Source organism: Grimontia sedimenti (assembly GCF_011045095.1).
In the GTDB taxonomy this organism is placed as follows: Bacteria; Pseudomonadota; Gammaproteobacteria; order Enterobacterales; family Vibrionaceae; genus Enterovibrio; species Enterovibrio sedimenti.
The window spans coordinates 92,266-108,675 of record NZ_JAALDL010000008.1 but is presented as its reverse complement, the minus strand read 5'-3'; the positions used below and the strand labels follow the sequence as shown (position 1 = coordinate 108,675).

At 50.7% G+C, this 16,410-nt stretch carries 12 protein-coding genes; 2 read left to right on the top strand and 10 right to left on the bottom strand.

The window, feature by feature from the left end; genetic code table 11:
- Positions 1 to 199: 199 nt before the first annotated feature.
- The gene (locus G5S52_RS12155) at positions 200 to 1,921 is read left to right on the top strand and encodes a hypothetical protein (RefSeq protein ID WP_165013858.1); all 1,722 of its coding nucleotides are present in this window, start codon (positions 200 to 202) and stop codon (positions 1,919 to 1,921) included.
- A 65-nt stretch (positions 1,922 to 1,986) separates the two neighbouring features.
- On the opposite strand, the gene G5S52_RS24460 is transcribed toward G5S52_RS12155, so the two are convergent.
- Positions 1,987 to 2,553, bottom strand: coding sequence for a glutaredoxin family protein (locus G5S52_RS24460; protein ID WP_165013856.1), 567 nt, complete (start codon positions 2,551 to 2,553; stop codon positions 1,987 to 1,989).
- Between the two features lie 250 nt (positions 2,554 to 2,803).
- On the opposite strand from G5S52_RS24460, the gene G5S52_RS12145 reads away from it, so the two are divergent.
- The gene (locus G5S52_RS12145) at positions 2,804 to 4,531 is read left to right on the top strand and encodes a hypothetical protein (protein ID WP_165013854.1); all 1,728 of its coding nucleotides are present in this window, start codon (positions 2,804 to 2,806) and stop codon (positions 4,529 to 4,531) included.
- 70 nt (positions 4,532 to 4,601) lie between these two features.
- Here the strand turns inward: G5S52_RS12145 and G5S52_RS12140 are convergent, their stop codons facing one another.
- From G5S52_RS12140 to G5S52_RS12100, 9 genes are all read right to left on the bottom strand, one after another.
- A complete protein-coding gene (locus G5S52_RS12140) occupies positions 4,602 to 5,378 on the bottom strand; it encodes an adenine nucleotide alpha hydrolase family protein (RefSeq protein ID WP_165013852.1) in 777 nt (258 codons plus the stop codon).
- Positions 5,368 to 6,567, bottom strand: coding sequence for an electron transfer flavoprotein subunit alpha/FixB family protein (locus G5S52_RS12135; protein WP_165013850.1), 1,200 nt, complete (start codon positions 6,565 to 6,567; stop codon positions 5,368 to 5,370). Before G5S52_RS12135 ends, G5S52_RS12140 begins: the two co-directional genes overlap by 11 nt.
- Positions 6,568 to 8,484, bottom strand: coding sequence for a (Fe-S)-binding protein (locus G5S52_RS12130; RefSeq protein ID WP_165013848.1), 1,917 nt, complete (start codon positions 8,482 to 8,484; stop codon positions 6,568 to 6,570).
- 20 nt (positions 8,485 to 8,504) lie between these two features.
- Complete coding sequence (locus tag G5S52_RS12125) at positions 8,505 to 10,565, bottom strand: NADH:flavin oxidoreductase (RefSeq protein ID WP_165013846.1); 2,061 nt, start codon at positions 10,563 to 10,565, stop codon at positions 8,505 to 8,507.
- Between the two features lie 158 nt (positions 10,566 to 10,723).
- The gene (locus tag G5S52_RS12120; protein WP_165013844.1) at positions 10,724 to 11,257 is read right to left on the bottom strand and encodes a DUF5943 domain-containing protein; all 534 of its coding nucleotides are present in this window, start codon (positions 11,255 to 11,257) and stop codon (positions 10,724 to 10,726) included.
- A gap of 28 nt (positions 11,258 to 11,285) precedes the next feature.
- Positions 11,286 to 12,266, bottom strand: a complete 981-nt coding sequence (locus tag G5S52_RS12115) for a dipeptidase (RefSeq protein WP_165013842.1) — start codon at positions 12,264 to 12,266, stop codon at positions 11,286 to 11,288.
- Between the two features lie 134 nt (positions 12,267 to 12,400).
- Positions 12,401 to 13,555, bottom strand: coding sequence for a sterol desaturase family protein (locus G5S52_RS12110; RefSeq protein ID WP_165013840.1), 1,155 nt, complete (start codon positions 13,553 to 13,555; stop codon positions 12,401 to 12,403).
- Positions 13,556 to 13,696: 141 nt separating this feature from the next.
- A complete protein-coding gene (locus tag G5S52_RS12105) occupies positions 13,697 to 15,310 on the bottom strand; it encodes a formate--tetrahydrofolate ligase (protein WP_368737471.1) in 1,614 nt (537 codons plus the stop codon).
- Positions 15,311 to 15,498: 188 nt separating this feature from the next.
- The gene (locus G5S52_RS12100; protein ID WP_205743882.1) at positions 15,499 to 16,389 is read right to left on the bottom strand and encodes a methylenetetrahydrofolate reductase; all 891 of its coding nucleotides are present in this window, start codon (positions 16,387 to 16,389) and stop codon (positions 15,499 to 15,501) included.
- Between the last annotated feature and the right edge of the window lie 21 nt (positions 16,390 to 16,410).

Here is a 16,410-nt window from a genome sequence, read left to right as displayed (position 1 = left end):
ATATATCTAATACATAGAGCATTATTAATTAGACACCATTCGATCACTCAATTTAAAAGCTCAATAATGAGACATTTTTTTATCAATTTTAACCTTACTATCTTAGTGGTTAAGCATATCATTCAAACAATAAGCATTTCATAAAAACAATTAAAACGTAGATTCAAGTTCTTTAACTACTTTGAGACAAAGGGTGTTTATGAAAAAGCATATTTTGGCAACATTTGTACTGGCAACCTGCGCGTCATCAGACGGGTTCGCGCAATGCTATGGCAACGTCTACGCCATGAACGCAGGACGCGGACACGTAGGTGTTCTTTTGGACATTCAGGAAGATAAGAAAGTGACAGGCGCCTACGATGGCTCACGCGTAGTCAAAAAATCACGTGCGCTCTTCAGTTCGTCGGCAATAGCTTATGACTCAAACAACAATCGTATTTACTACGTTAGTGCTCCAAGGCCGGAAGCTTTCTATGTTCCAGGGCTCGAGGACGAAACCCAGTCTGGCGAGTTTCCAAGCCTTGATTTCCACGCTTCAAAAGTAAAGAAAAACCAGCTTGCCTATTTTGATCCAGAAACAGGCACTCATACCATTGTTGGCGAGACACCTGATGTCTTTCGTATGGCATTTGACTCCGCCACTAACACATTGTTTGGTTCCAATAATCGCGACATTTTTAGTATTAATGTTGATGACGGAACACCGACCAAAATCGCTGAATTTCCTATCGGCATGCGTTCTGGAGGTTACTCCAGTTGGGGAGATTTCGTGTTTTACGAAGGGAAACTCTTATTCGTAACCAACACACGAACCTTTGTCATCAACACAACATCGGGCGAAGTGAAATTACACTCTTTCCATTACGTTAATTTCGTTACCGCCGCCACACTTGACCAAAATGGGCAAATGCTAATTGCTGCAAAAAATCAGAACGTGACCGGGAATGTCAACAGTACTTGGCTTTGGCGTCTGAACCCAGACACAGGAGAAAAAGTGTCTGTTGGGCTTTTCCCGAATCGTATTAGCGCAATGGCAACCAACTCAAGGGAAACTTACAAGTGTTATGAAGGCACTGTATTCCCGAGTGAAACCGTCATCGAAGTCGCTGACGTTTCTGGCGATACTGTGACTGAAGGGCAAAATGCGGACTTTACAATTAACTTTGACAAAGAGATTAAAGCGGTAAAAGAAGTCACCCTCGCTCTTCGCAATGGCACCGGTATTGCGGGAACAGATTATCTAAGGGATGTCACTGTCAAGTTTGGTGATGATAGTACCACAGCCACCTTAACCGATACGGGTGTCGTCGTTGAAGTCCCGCCCGGTGTTTCAAGTATCAGTGTTGCTGTACCCACAATTGACGATCAGGACGATGAAGATGCAAAAACATTCTTCCTCGATGCTTGGATTAATGAAGACCAAAGTGATAAAGCCTCAGGAACGGCTACCATCAATGACAATGATGAACCATTAGGCGCTTGTAGCCCTGGGGTCAACCTGAAAATAAGAGCTCAGACTAAGTTCGCAACAGCTGATCTTTGGGTGGATTGCGACATCGGCAGCGTTGTATTTAGTGCCTCGGGTCAGGTGGAACCTGGAGACATCACTTTGCAATGGACAACAGATTACGGCTTCAACAGGGTGACGAATAGTCATGGTAGAGTTACAGGCCATGTGGGATTGACTGAGGTGAAAACACTTCAACAGATCAAAGTATATGGCAGTAGCAATGTTGAAAAGTCATGCAGCAATGGCCCCATTTATGGCAGCAATAGATTTTGGGGATGGAGCGGAACTATCACTATCAATGATGATGGCACACAGCAATGCTACCTGAGACTGGCCAATAATTATTGTGATGGAAATGATGGCCAAGTAAGTGAGGTAGTAGAAAGTTACGATTGTGACTACACCGACTGACTGTAGAACCTAAAGACGTAAAAAATTGCCCTCGCACATGAGGGCATTTTTATTAACTATTCTGCTTACCGTCTGAGTCCTTTTTCTTCAAGCAACTTCAGAATCGCTTCTGCCGCTTCTTGCGGGCTTGGGTTCATCATCACTTTTCCGCCCGAAGATGCGGGCGCTGCAGTGGCGGCTTTAAAGCGGTCTCGGCTGGAGGCTTTCGCAGCGACGGTTTTGGTGCGCTTCGGGCGTTTCTTGGCAGGCTGCCATTCCCAGCCCTGTTGCTCCAAATCCATTTTCACTTCAACTTCCAGCACATTCACTAAACCATCTCGCGCTTTGGTAAACGCGCTTTGCCTCGCTGCCGGTGCTGATGCACTGGCAATCAGCACGGCAGGTAGTTCGACGATTAGTTTTCTGCGCTGCCCCCCCGCCAAAGCCTGAAGCACTTCAACGTGGGAGTTGGTTTGCTCCATCACATCGACCACTTCCGGCACGCCGCGCGCACCCAGCGAGGCGTGCTCTTTTCTACCTCTTGGTGTACCCACATCGCACAAACGGTAGGCGATTTTCTTGCTATCGAAAAACTGCTTGGCTGACTGGCAGTGCGCGCAATTTTTGCTGGTGTATAAAACGATGCGTTTCATCTTCTGTCCTCAAGTTGATGTTTGATTATGATCTGTTAATTTTCAGAACAGTTGATTCAAACACCACCTCCTAATTTAGATCTAACTTATTAATTTTATTAATCAAACACAAAGCGTCTTATTCAGTAAACGCTAATTATTTATTTCCGACGTCGCATCATATTCGAGACAAAATACGTCTGTCTCACCTCATACGATTTTCATGCTTATGCAGTTGATTTAATAACAATATAAACACTAGGGAAATTGTATGAAGAAGCATACTTTGGCAACTTTCATTCTGGCAACTTGCGCCTCGTCTGGCGCTTTTGCACAGTGTTATGGCAACGTCTACGCCATGAACGCGGGACGTGGACATGTGGGCTTTCTTATAGACCTGCAAGAAGACAAAAAACTCACAGGTGCTTACGACGGCTCTCGCGCACTGAAAGAGTCACGCACACTATTCAGCTCTTCGGCTATGGCTTATGACGCAGTCAACAATCGTATCTACTATGTAAGCGCGCCAAGGCCGGAAGCCTATCATGTGCAGGGGCTTGAAGACGACACCAATTCCGGTGAATTTCCTAGCCTCGATTTCCATGCGTCAAAGCTGAAGAAAAACCAGCTCGCCTATTATGACCCTGATACAGGTACTCACACGATTGTTGGCGACGCGCCGGATGTATTCCGCATGGCATTCGACCCCACTACAAATACTCTTTATGCCTCTGATAACAGTGATATCTTTACCATCAACACTAGCGACGCTTCCACGACAAAGATTGGCGAGTTTCCCAGTGGTATTCGCTCGGGAGGTTACTCAAGTTGGGGGGACTTTGTGTTTTATCAGGGCAAACTCCTGCTAGTCACCAACACCCGAACATTTACCATTAACACCTCTACGGGGGAAACCGAGCTAGAGTCTTTCCATTTCGTCAATTTCGTTACGGCCGCCACCCTCGATCAGAACGGGCAAATGCTTGTTGCTGCCAAAAACCAAAACGTCACAGGGAACATCAACAGTACCTGGCTTTGGCGACTGAATCCTGATACGGGCGAGAAAGTCTCTGTCGGGCTTTTTCCAAATCGCATCAGCGCGTTGACGACCAATACACAGGAAGCTTACAAGTGCTATGACGGCACCGTGTTCCCGAGCGAAACTGTCATTGAAGTCACTGGTGTTTCCGGCGATACCGTTACCGAAGGACAAAACGCCACCTTTACCGTCAACTTCGACAAAGAGCTCAAAGCCTCAAAAGAAGTCACCCTTGCACTTCGCGATGGTACGGCCATTGCGGGAACAGACTATCAGACTGGCGTCACGGTGAGATTTGGAGAGGAAAGCACAACAGCCACACTTACCAGCACAGGCGTGAAGGTAGACATCCCGCCCGGTGTTTCCAGCATCAGTGTCATCGTGCCAACCATTGATGATGACGATGACGAAGAAGCTAAAACCTTTTCGCTCGACGCCTGGATTAAAGATGACCAAAGCGACAAAGCTTCAGGAACCGTTACCATTAACGACAACGACGAGCCCCTCGGTGCCTGTAGCTCAGGCGTGACACTCCAAATGTCTGCGGGCGGGGATGGTGCTTGGTCTTACTTCGGTGTGGATTGCAATAAATCTGATGTCTACTTCAACGCTGCAGGGCTTTACCACCCATCCGCACGCCACACCCGGCTCAGATGGACGACTGATTACGGCAGTTTCTCAACCACAAGCTACGACCGTTATTCTGGCGGTATTCGCGGCTATGTTGGGGTAACCGAAGTGAAGACGTTGAAGACACTGAGCATTAGCGGCAGTTCAACCATTAAACCTGCCTGTCAGCATGGTGATGTGCGGGGCACACCGCTTTCCTACGTGTACAACGGCACCATTACCATCAAAGAGGATGGTACACAGCAGTGTTTCCTACAGTTGAATTACGACTTCTGTGACGGTGCAGATAACCGGGTGAAGAAAGTGGCAACCAGCTACAGCTGTAACTAGCCCAACTCCAGACTTGCTCAAACGACAATGCCCTCATAATGAGGGCATTTGTTGGCAAACCCGTTTACGTTCAATTCCTAAGACCTTTCTCTTCAAGCAGCTTCAAAATCGCTTCTGCCGCTTCTTGCGGGCTTGGGTTCATCATCACTTTTCCACCTGAAGATGCGGGCGCTGCAGTGGCGGCTTTAAAGCGGTCTCGGCTGGAGGCTTTCGCAGCGACGGTTTTAGTGCGTTTCGGACGTTTCTTAGCAGGCTGCCATTCCCAGCCCTGTTGCTCCAAATCCATTTTCACTTCAACTTCCAGCACATTCACTAAACCGTCTCTCGCTTTGGTAAATGCGCTTTGCCTCGCTGCAGGCGCTGATGCACTGGCAATCAGCACGGCTGGTAGTTCCACCCTTAGTTTTCTGCGCTGACCGCCCGCCAAAGCCTGAAGCACTTCAACGTGGGAATCGGTATGCTCCATCACATTGACCACTTCCGGCACAACGGCTGCACCTAACCCATCAGCAACCAAATACGGCACCATGCCGGATGATTCCCCCTGCTCTGCCCGGGCTCCACAGAAAACAAGTTGAGGCTTCTGTGATCTGACGAAATCCGCCAGTGCCTCACTGGTGTCTGCCCCTTCTGGTTGCTTCAACACATTGACCTTGGAGACGCCCATACCGAGATATTCCCGAATAGCGGGTGATTGTGGGTCTCCGGCAAATACAACCATTGCGGATTCGGACTGAGACAATGCCAATTCCAGCGCCTTAGCATCACGCTCTGCCCGTCTTGGACGCCCAGAGAGCGGATGTTGGCCGGCTGAAACCAGTACCAGGATGTTTTGGTTATCCGACATTATCAAGCTCTCCTTTACCGCCAGCGGTCGCGTCAACCAATGCCTGCATCACCTCGCTGCTGTCAGCAATAATGCTCAGATCAGCACGCTTAATCATGTCGCAGTTGGCATCGGTATTGAGTGCGATGACAGTTTCACAGGTCGTCATCCCCTGCAAATGCTGAATCGCGCCCGAAATACCTACCGCGACATAGACTTTGGCGTTCACGTAAGTGCCGGTTGCACCCACTTGAGTCGTTCTCGGCATGTGTCCGTTATCGACAGCGACGCGGCTGGCACCTTCTGTCGCGCCCAATGCTTGCGCACATTGGTGGAACAAGGCCCAGTTACGAATACCGTTACCACCAGAGAGAATAAAGCGGGTTTCCGCCAAAGGAATGTCTGCCGGATCAACGGCGACATCACCAAGATCAGTGACTTTGGGGATCACGCCCGCCACTTCTGCGACATCCAGAGAAGACGCTTCAGTGATAAAGCCAGCAATGGGGTCAGCCACTTGTTCTTCCACCAGCAAGATGCGGGAAAGCTTCCGGTTAACGCTTTTCGATGCATCACCACCGCCACAATTCAGGGTGCCTTCAGCGTAAAGCTTGCCGCGAGTCACTGGTCTTACGCCCAATGAAACCGCCAATCTTCTTGCTAAATCACCACCGACTAAGGTGCCATCCGCGAATATCCAATGTTTGGGAGAAAGCTCTGTTTCGATGGTTTGTAAAATCCCGAGCCAGCTGTCAGGGGAATAGTTGGCTGCATCAAGCGCCAGTGCTCTGTCTGCCCCTGCCGAGGCGAGGTCATCTTCACGGCTGTGCAGGTTAATCATTATGACGGCTGTGCCATCATCAGCCAAAGAATGAGCAAGCCCTAACATGTCTTTATCCAGCACCGTCAGCTTGGCACTGTCAGAATCCGAGAACACCACAATATGGCTGGAAGGATTAACAATAGCCCTGAGTGGCAAACTTTGCTCTTGCTGTTTTTTCGCAATGCCAGCAGCTGCGACCGCAGCACCAGAGCGGTCAATCCGTTTGATGCCTTCCGCCGATAAATACCCCTGCTTGTGGGGATTTTTGCGGTTGGTACCACCTGACATCAGCAAATCATGGTCAACAGCCATCTCATCATACTGAGGGTGCAGGCGATTTCTCAGGATCTGTTCTTTACGGGGATCGCGTCGTTTGATGTCGTCCATTTACTCCCCCACCGCTTTTGCTTGGCCAGCGTCGGCGTTTTCTGCCACGGCATCGAGCAGCATGACTGCAATGTCTTTCACTTCCGGCCTTGGCATCACTACGCCTTCGAGCATTACTGCACACTGCGGGCAGGCAACCGCTACCATTTCTGCACCTGTCTCCCTGGCATCATCCATCCGCATATCTGCAATACGGTGTTCGCCCGGAATATCGGTGACTGGCGCACCACCTCCACCGCCGCAACAACGCGAGCGATAACCTGAACGCTCCATCTCACTGACCGTCAGCCCCATACTGCTCAACAGGTAACGCGGTGCGTCATAGCCACCGTTGTAACGCCCTAGGTAACAAGGATCGTGATAAGTCACCGATTGGGCTTTGGCCTGATTCAGCTTGATATCACCTTGCTCAACCAGCTTCGCCAGATACTCGGTGTGGTGGAATACATCATAGCTACCACCGAAATCCGGGTACTCGTTTTTCAACACATGGAAGGCGTGAGGGTCCGGCGTAACAATCGATCGGAACTGGTACTTATTCAGGGTTTTGACATTGGCAATCGCCAAGCGCTGGAAGGTGGCTTCATCACCCAGACGACGCGCCAGATCGCCGCTATCCAATTCTTCATTACCCAAAATGGCGAACTCGATATTGGCGTTACGCAGTAGAGCTACAACCGCCCGGAGCGTGCGTTGGTAAGCCAGATCAAAGGCGCCATCACCCGCCCACAAAAGCACATCCGTAGTACCTACCTTTGACAGATGATTGAGTTTAAGATCCACGGACCAGTTCGCTCGGCTGTTTGGCGACAGGCCATTCGGGTTATCGGTTGCAATCAGGTTCTCCAACACCTCTGCACCTTTTCCGACCGTTTCACCTTTTGCTAACGTCAAGTTGCGGCGCATGTCGACGATGGCATCAACGTGTTCGATCATCATCGGGCATTCTTCAACGCAGGCGCGACAGGTAGTACATGACCAGACGGTTTCTGCATCCAGCAAACCTTCAAACAATGGTTTATCCGGCGCACCACAACGGGCTTCATCAGATTTGCCGGGGTACTGGCTGCCTGCGTAGTTGCCAGTGTCCCCGCCGGCCATCCCGACCACCATATCCTGAATCAGTTTCTTCGGATTCAGCGGCTGACCTGCGGCAAACGCGGGACAAACCTTCTCACATCGCCCGCATTGCACGCAGGCATCAAAACCCAATAATTGGTTCCAATAGAAGTCCGATGGTTTTTCGACGCCCAGAGTTTGCTCGTCAAGATTGATTGGTTTCAGTCCGGTTGAACGGCCACCGCCGAAACGTTCCTGACGACGGTGAAAACCGAGATGCAGGGCCCCCGCGAAGGCGTGTTTCATTGGGCCGCCCCAGGTCATGCCAAACAGCAGCTCAGCCAAGCCCAACAGAATGCCAACAATAAGCAGTGCTGCGACGATGATGGGCACATTGCCTATACCCAATAACAACAGCAACGACATCATCAAGCCAGAGAAGGAGAAAACCAGCAGACTGTTAGGTAGCCTCTGCCAAGGTCCTTTGGAAAGGTTCGCAGGAGGGTTTTCACGCCGTTTTTTCACTTTCACTGCACCAAACGCCATCGCAGAGAACGTTGCACTCATCAATGCGAATGTCAGGGTATTGTCTAACCCCAGAACGAAAACCAGCACCATTAAAAGGCTGGAAGCGACAAAGCCCCCAGCAGTGGCGACATGCGTGTTCGCAAACGCTTTGTCACGTGCAACCACATCGTGAAGATCGACCAAGTAGCGTCGGGGAATGGCAGCAAGGGCTTTCCCGATGGAAAAGCTGGCTGGCTTTCCTTGCTGCCAGAGACGAATTCGTTTGACTGCGCCCGCAACCGCCAGCGCAATCATGATGACTAACAAGGGACCGATAAGCGACGTCCACATCACAGCTACCCCGCAGTCGGTCAGAGGTCTTTAAACAGACGCAGTGAATCGTAGATGGCAGCGTGAATATTACGCTGCGCGCTGCAATCCCCGATGCGATAAAGCAGGTAACCGTCCGCCTGTTCAGCAAATGCGGGTTGTGGTTCGAAGGCGAAAAGAGTGTCGATATCTACCTGACCACGGTTGCGGGAGCCCTCTTTGAGCGCATAGTAGAGCGCTTCGTCTGGTCTGACGCCGTTTTCAATCACTACCTGATCGACCACGCGCTCTTCGCGCACACCTGTATATTCGTTTTCAAAGCGGGCAATCAGTTTGTCACCCTCTTTGTAGACTTCTTCCAGCACCAGATCCGGCGTCATCACCACATCGCGCTCGTAAAGGCTGCGATAGTAAGTGGGGAAGCTGGTGCCACCGACAGCGACACCCGGTTTGATGTCATCAGTGACTATTTCCACCAGTGAGCCTTTCGCGGCTAGGTAATCCGCCACAGACATGCCCGCGAATTCACAAATAGTGTCGTACACCACCACGTTTTTGCCCGGCTCAACCGCACCGCTCAGAATGTCCCAACTGCTCACCACCAAACCGTCATCACCGCCCCATTTGGCTTCCTGATTGATAAACGGTTTACCGCCAACAGCCAACACCACCACATCTGGCGATTCCGCCATAATAGTCGCCTCATCTGCCGCCGTGTCGAAGACAAGGTTCACACCCAAACGGCGCAGTTCCAGATCGAACCAACGGGTAATACCTGCGATTTGTTCGCGCTGAGGCGCAGCAGCAGCCAGCGTAATTTGCCCGCCAAGTTCGCTGTTTTTCTCAAACAGGGTGACCTGATGGCCACGCTCGGCACAGACACGCGCTGCTTCCATGCCACCGGGGCCGCCACCGACCACCACCACTTTGCGAATTGGGCCGTCGGTTTTGCTGATGATGTGTGGCACTTTGGCTTCGCGAGATGTCGCTGCGTTTTGGATACAGAGGACATCAATACCCTGATATTGGCGGTCAATGCAGTAGTTGGCACCGACACACTGGCGGATTTGATCTGTCTGTCCCAGCTTCACTTTGGTGATGAGATGAGGGTCAGCGATATGGGCGCGTGTCATGCCGACAAAGTCAATCAGGCCACTTTCCAGTGCACGTGCTGCCTGCACCGGATCTTTGATGTTCTGCGCGTGCATCACAGGCACGTTCACCACACTGCGAATACCTGCGGCGAGGTGAATAAACGGCTCTGGCGGGTAAGTCATATTCGGGATGACGTTCGCCAGCGTATTGTGGGTATCGCAGCCCGAGCCCACAATACTGAAGAAATCAATCATACCCAGCCCATCATAGTAGGCCGCGATTTCTTTCATGTTCTCGTGGTCAAGGCCATCAGGATGGAATTCGTCCCCCGTCATGCGGATGCCAACCGCAAAATCCGGGCCTACTTCCGCACGCACAGCTTTCAGTACTTCAACGCCAAAACGCATACGGTTTTCGAAGCTGCCACCCCATTCATCGGTACGACGGTTAACGCGCGGACTCCAGAATTGGTCGACAAGGTGTTGGTGGGCAAAAGAGAGCTCAACACCATCCAAGCCACCTTCTTTTGCACGACGGACGGCTTGCGCGAAATCATCGATAATGCGCCAGATTTCTTCCGGCTCGATGGTTTTACAGGTCGCGCGGTGAACAGGTTCGCGAATACCGCTAGGGCTCATCAAGGTCGGCCAGTGACCACCATCCCAACGGGAACGACGTCCCATGTGTGTCAGTTGGATCATGATAGCCGCGCCGTGCTTGTGCATGGCATCTGCCAGGTTCTGGAAGTGCGGGATAATCTCATCCGTACTCACGTTCACTGAGCTCCACCAGTGCTGTGGACTGTCGATAGACACAGGGCTTGAACCGCCGCAGACACAGAGGCCAATACCGCCCTTGGCTTTTTCCTCGTAATACTTGATATAGCGCTCAGTCGGCATGCCATTTTCCGTCGCATACACCTCGGCATGTGCCGTACTGATCACCCGGTTTCTGATCGTCAGCTTGTTGATCGCAAGCGGCTGAAAAATTGCGTCGAACTGAGACATTGTACTTCCTTATATTTGTTTTGAGGTCCTAGGTCCTAGGTCCTAGGTCCTAGGTCCTAGGTCCTGCACAGATTTAAGAGGCCTAGATTCAGATTCAAACTCTTTGCTCTCCATAGGACCTGCTTTTCCTAGGATCCAGGACCTGTTCTTACCTGCTCTTAACCAATCGGCTTAACTTCAAACAGTCCAAAATCGCAGCCTTCTTCAGAGCCGCTTTGCAACTGCACTGCGTGGGTTTTAAACGGAAAGCCGACGCTCTCCGTCACCTGATCCATGGCGCCAGCAAACCAACCCGTGAACATGTAATCCACCTTGCGGTTGACCTTGCCGTAGTAGTAAACAAACGCGGAGTTTTCTAGCCGCACTCTTGCCGTTCCCTGCGAAACATCCAGATGCTCGATAAAAAATTGTCCCCAACCGCGTTGAGACAGACGCTTCATGTAATGGTCGTACACTTCTGCACCTGAGATGCCGTGGGTTTTACCTTCCTCTTCGCACCAGAAGTAGGCCGATTTGTAGCCCGCTTTGTAGAGCAAATCCGCGTATTGATCCGCGCCAATGGCGTCTTCAACTGCCGCATGGTTATTGATGAAAAAGTGTCGGGGGACATAGAGCATGGGCAAACCATCTGTGCTCCAAACGCCGGTTTCGTCGTCGACCTGAATAGGGATTTCCGGTGGATGATGACCCATTAAAGTTTCCTCTCTTTATCTGTCTGGCTTATTCGCCCCAAACGTCTTTAAGAACTTTGACCCAGTTGCCACCCATGATTTTCTGTACTTTCTCTGGTGACCAACCACTATCGAGTAACGCTGCCGTTAGATTCGGGAATTCCCCCACAGTGCGAATACCTTTCGGGTTAATGATTTCGCCAAATTTGGTCAGCCTTCTCGCGTAGCCTTTGTCATGAGTGATCCACTCAAAGAATTCCTGATCGTGACCTTGGGTGAAATCTGTGCCGATACCGACACAGTCTTCACCGACCAAATCAACGATGTAGTCGATGGCTTCCACATAATCTTCAATGGTGGAATTGATGCCGTTTTTCAGGAAAGGGGCGAACATAGTGACACCGATAAAGCCGCCGTGGTCAGCAATGAATTTCAGCTCTTCATCAGATTTATTACGGGGATGATCTTTCAAGCCAAGCGGCAAACAGTGGGAGTAACAAACCGGCTTTTTCGATTCCAGAATGACTTCTTCTGAGGTTTTTGGCCCAACATGGGATAGGTCACACATGATGCCGACGCGGTTCATTTCCGCGACGACTTCGCGACCATAACCGGATAAGCCACCATCGCGTTCATAACAACCCGTACCGACCAGATTCTGGGTGTTGTAAGCCATTTGCGCGATACCGACACCCAGCTTTTTGAAAATCTCGATGTAGCCAAGTTTGTCCTCAAACGCGTGAACATTCTGGAACCCGAGCATGATGCCGGTTTTTCCTTCCCGCTTGGCGGCGAGAATGTCTTCAGTGGTGTGCACTGCACGAATGAGGTCGCTGTTTTCACGCAGCAGTTGGTTGAACTCGACAATGTTATCGACGGTGCCCTGAAAACCTTCCCAGACCGAAACCGTGCAATTGGCGGCCGTCAGCCCACCTTTTGCCATATCTTCAAACAGTTCCCGGTTCCATTTGGCGATTATCAGGCCATCAATGATGATGGAATCTCGATGCAGCGCTACAGCGTCCGACATGGGTGCGTCCTTTGTTGGTTTTTCCTTTTCTATATTTAGCCAACTTAAACAACACTCAGCTGATCCAGCGATGCGAATGCGACAGGATGTATTTGGAATGCGCCGCGAACGGCGCATAGAGGAAAGTTATGAATTTATTTTTGCTTTTTAATCAGTGCAGTAAGCGGATACAGAGTTTGTCCGATGACGCCCTTCGGCATAGGTTTGGTGGTGCCATATTTTGCTGGCCAATGCTGTTTAGGCATGTGCATGGTGCCGAACAACCAGTCAAACAACACCAGATGCGCACTGTAATTGGTATCAATCGCAGGCTTTTCTGAGCTGTGATGCCAGTGATGGAATTGCGGTGTCACAAAGATATATTTCAGAAAACCAAAGTGCATGCGGGTGTTACAGTGAATCAATACCGCTTGCAGCGCTGCGAACGCCACGTACGCATTCAATGCTATTTCTGAAGGCCCCAGCAAATACAGCGGCACCATTACCATTGCACGTTCTGAGAACACTTGAATAAAATGACCGCGCGAGCCTGCCAGCCAATCCAATTCTTCCACCGAGTGGTGAACCGCATGAACGGGCCACAGCGCTTTTACTTCGTGGAATAGGCGGTGTTCCCAGTAAAGAACAAAGTCCGCCGCAAGCAGAATCAGTACAAATTGAACAATGACAGGCAAGGATTGCACTGACTCTTGCAATGAAGCGCTCACTGCCCAGTCAAAATGCGAGGTATGGTAGTTGGCATAAATCAGGATGGCGGAAATCGCCAGATGGTTGAAGCAGAAATAGAAGAAATCCGTTTCCCATTCTTTACGTAAAATCACCTGATTTTTGTACTTAGGTAGTAGCTTCTCTAGCGTCATAAAAATCGCCGCAGAGCCCAAAAACGCCAGGATTAACCAATCCACTCCCAAGGAAAGTTCTTTCGGTTCAACCGGGCCAACAGGTACGGTGTACCCACCCAAAGCAAAAGCCACCAGCGTCAGCAGTATGCCGAGACAACCCAAACGACGGTACCTTTTCAGCAGGTGAGTCATGGCACCAAAGAACAGAGAAAAGTACATGCCGTATTTCAAAACATGTTGCAGGCTTTCCGCATCGTAGGTTTTACGAAGTTCAGTCGTGGTGAGATAGGAAGGAAAGAGATAAGCCAGTACGGCAAGCAGCGACAAACCACCCAATATCACGGACAGATAACCGCTGATTTTGCCTTCACCAAGACGAAACGCGCGGTCGGTATCTAACTCAACCCGACGTTCCTGATACTGATACGGTTTGTCCTTCTTACACATCACTTGCTCCTGCAGCCAAATCACTTGGAATTGAATGACAGGTACTTTACGTGCTTCAAGGGAGGAGAAAAACGTTCAGGGAATAAGTAACAAAAAGCGCTACCCAAGGTAGCGCTTTTTGACACCGTAACCGGAAAATACTCAGAACAGGCCGACAATCTCGCCATCATCATCCAGTGAGATGCTGAGCGCGGCGGGCTTACGCGGCAGTCCTGGCATAGTCATGACATCACCACAAATCGCGACTACAAAGCCTGCTCCCGCCATCAGGCGAAGTTCACGCACAGGCAGTATGTGTCCTGATGGTGCACCAAGCTCCGATGGCTCTGAAGTGAAGCTGTAAGGCGTTTTCGCGATACAAACAGGGAGATGTCCATAACCCAACTGGTGAATTTCATCGAGCTGCTTTTGTGCCGCGATGTTGAACTGCACGTCTTCCGCGCCATAGAGCGAGGTGGCGACTTTGCGGATTTTGTCATCAATTGGCAGGTCATCTTCATAGAGGAATTGCACATCTGGCGCTTCACCGTCCAACATGGTTTTGACCGCTTCAGCAACCGCTTTGGCGCCCACACCACCTTCCGCCCAATGCTGTGCTTCTTCGACACGCGCGCCCAAGCTCATGCACGCTTCTTTGATAAGAGAAAGCTCCTTGGCATCATCAGTCGGGAAACGGTTGATTGCTACCACAGGCGTCAGGCCAAACTTCTGCATGTTTTTGATGTGACGTTTGAGGTTGGCTGAACCAAGCTTCACCGCGTCAACGTCAACTGCATCAAGATTGTCTTTCGCGACGCCACCCTGCATTTTCAGCGCACGCACGGTACACACCAATACAGCAGCATCCGGTTTCAAACCAGAAATACGGCATTTGATGTCAATGAACTTCTCTGCGCCCAAGTCCGCACCAAAGCCCGCTTCCGTCACCACAACATCGGTCAGACCCATGGCTGTGCGTGTCGCCATCACGGAGTTACAGCCATGAGCGATGTTGGCGAACGGACCGCCATGAATAAGCGCCGGGTTGTGCTCCAAGGTCTGGATCAAGTTTGGCTGAATCGCGTCTTTCAAAAGTACCGTCATTGCGCCTTCTGCGCCTAAATCACGCGCGGTCACTGGCTTGTTGTCGCGATCGCGTCCAATGATGATATTACCCAGACGACGCTGAAGATCTTTTCTGTCTTCCGCCAGACAAAGGATTGCCATGATTTCAGACGCCACGGTAATGTCGAAACCAGATTCGCGCGGCTGACCATGCGCAGGGCCGCCCAATCCCACTAAGGTATGGCGAAGCGCGCGGTCATTCATGTCCATCACACGACGCCATGATACCTTGCGCGCATCCAGATTAAGCTCGTTACCCCAGTGGATGTGGTTGTCAATCAAGGCTGCCAGCAGATTGTGCGCGGAGGTGATCGCGTGGAAATCGCCGTTGAAGTGAAGATTTAAATCTTCCATCGGAATGGCTTGCGCGCGGCCACCACCAGCGGCACCACCCTTCACACCAAAACATGGGCCCAGTGACGGTTCACGCAAACAAACGCTGGCGCTAACACCAATGGCATTCAGTGCGTCTGCCAGACCAATACTGGTGGTAGTTTTACCTTCCCCAGCAGGAGTCGGCGTAATCGCGGTGACCAGCACAAGTTTACCCACCTTCGAGGTGGTATCAATCTGCGCCAAATCCAGTTTGGCTTTGTAATGCCCGAACGGGATCAAAGCATGTGCGGCCACGCCGAGTTTACGCTGGGCCACTTCAAAGATCGGCCAAGGTTTTACCGCGCGGGCAATTTCAATGTCCGGCGCGCCGGTGGAGGTAAAGCTGTCATATTTTCAGTCACTAATACGGTATTATTTTGATTATTCATTAGAATGCCCCAAATTTCACTGTCTCTCGGCCTAGCAATCAAGATCAAATGCCGGACTACAACTCTTAAATTGGATTATCTGGCTTTGTTAGCGAGCCATTCGGCGGATTGTTTCAGCCCACCAAACGGAAATAAATGTATCCCCTTCAATACAGATTCCGACCGCTTTGATTGGTAAGCTGCCAACCCTTCCAACAGTGAGTCGGGTGTCCAGGGCCTCAACAACCGGACGGCACTTAGGTTCTTGGTCAGCGCCTTTGCTGATGTTGCCACCCCGCACTGCGCCGCGTACGAAAGCAGGTTTTTCAAACGCGTAGGCCCGGCAAGTCCGAGATACACCGGAATGCCAGCAAGTATGGTTTGGTGTTCATCGAGCCACTGCTCCAAAACCGTCTGATCAAACGAGAATTGCGTCACTACCCAAAGACTCAGCCCATGTGTTTTGGCATAGTTACGCTTGAACTCAAGTGCGCGTTTCAATGTGGCTTGGTCAGCATGCGGGTGGCCCTCTGGATGACCCGCCACGCCAATGCCTTCGATCCCATATTCCTGCAATAAACCTGACTGCAACAGCTGCATAGTGTCAGAGTAAGGCCCTTGGATGGTCTCGATGTCACCAGAAATAAGCAGCAACTGTTTCACGCCAATCACTTTAAGCGCCAGTAGCCATTCACGGAGTTTCTCTTCACTGGGTACAGCGCGTGCAGGAAGATGAGGAACCGGAACCGCCCCCCAAATCAACAGGGTTTTACAGGTATCGAAAGCATCTTCAAAGTTTGAAGAGGGAAGAAAAGGTACGTACACACGGATACCTTCCGGTAGCCATTCAGGACGGCTTTCCAATGCGCTCACTTGACGTGGTGTCGCCTCAAGGGAGGCATGATAAATAAGCTCTGCCGCAGCAAAAGCAGGATCGGGAAGCTGAGGCATACAATCAACATTGCCTTGTTCAAAATTCATGGTCATGAGCATTTCGCCAGAAAAAGC

Excerpts from the sequence above, each read along its gene's own strand:
- G5S52_RS12155 (WP_165013858.1), top strand. The coding sequence starts at position 200 with ATGAAAAAGCATATTTTGGCAACATTTGTACTGGCAACCTGCGCGTCA.
- G5S52_RS24460 (WP_165013856.1), bottom strand. The coding sequence starts at position 2,553 with ATGAAACGCATCGTTTTATACACCAGCAAAAATTGCGCGCACTGCCAG.
- G5S52_RS12145 (WP_165013854.1), top strand. The coding sequence starts at position 2,804 with ATGAAGAAGCATACTTTGGCAACTTTCATTCTGGCAACTTGCGCCTCG.
- G5S52_RS12140 (WP_165013852.1), bottom strand. The coding sequence starts at position 5,378 with ATGTCGGATAACCAAAACATCCTGGTACTGGTTTCAGCCGGCCAACAT.
- G5S52_RS12135 (WP_165013850.1), bottom strand. The coding sequence starts at position 6,567 with ATGGACGACATCAAACGACGCGATCCCCGTAAAGAACAGATCCTGAGA.
- G5S52_RS12130 (WP_165013848.1), bottom strand. The coding sequence starts at position 8,484 with ATGTGGACGTCGCTTATCGGTCCCTTGTTAGTCATCATGATTGCGCTG.
- G5S52_RS12125 (WP_165013846.1), bottom strand. The coding sequence starts at position 10,565 with ATGTCTCAGTTCGACGCAATTTTTCAGCCGCTTGCGATCAACAAGCTG.
- G5S52_RS12120 (WP_165013844.1), bottom strand. The coding sequence starts at position 11,257 with ATGGGTCATCATCCACCGGAAATCCCTATTCAGGTCGACGACGAAACC.
- G5S52_RS12115 (WP_165013842.1), bottom strand. The coding sequence starts at position 12,266 with ATGTCGGACGCTGTAGCGCTGCATCGAGATTCCATCATCATTGATGGC.
- G5S52_RS12110 (WP_165013840.1), bottom strand. The coding sequence starts at position 13,555 with ATGTGTAAGAAGGACAAACCGTATCAGTATCAGGAACGTCGGGTTGAG.
- G5S52_RS12100 (WP_205743882.1), bottom strand. The coding sequence starts at position 16,389 with ATGACCATGAATTTTGAACAAGGCAATGTTGATTGTATGCCTCAGCTT.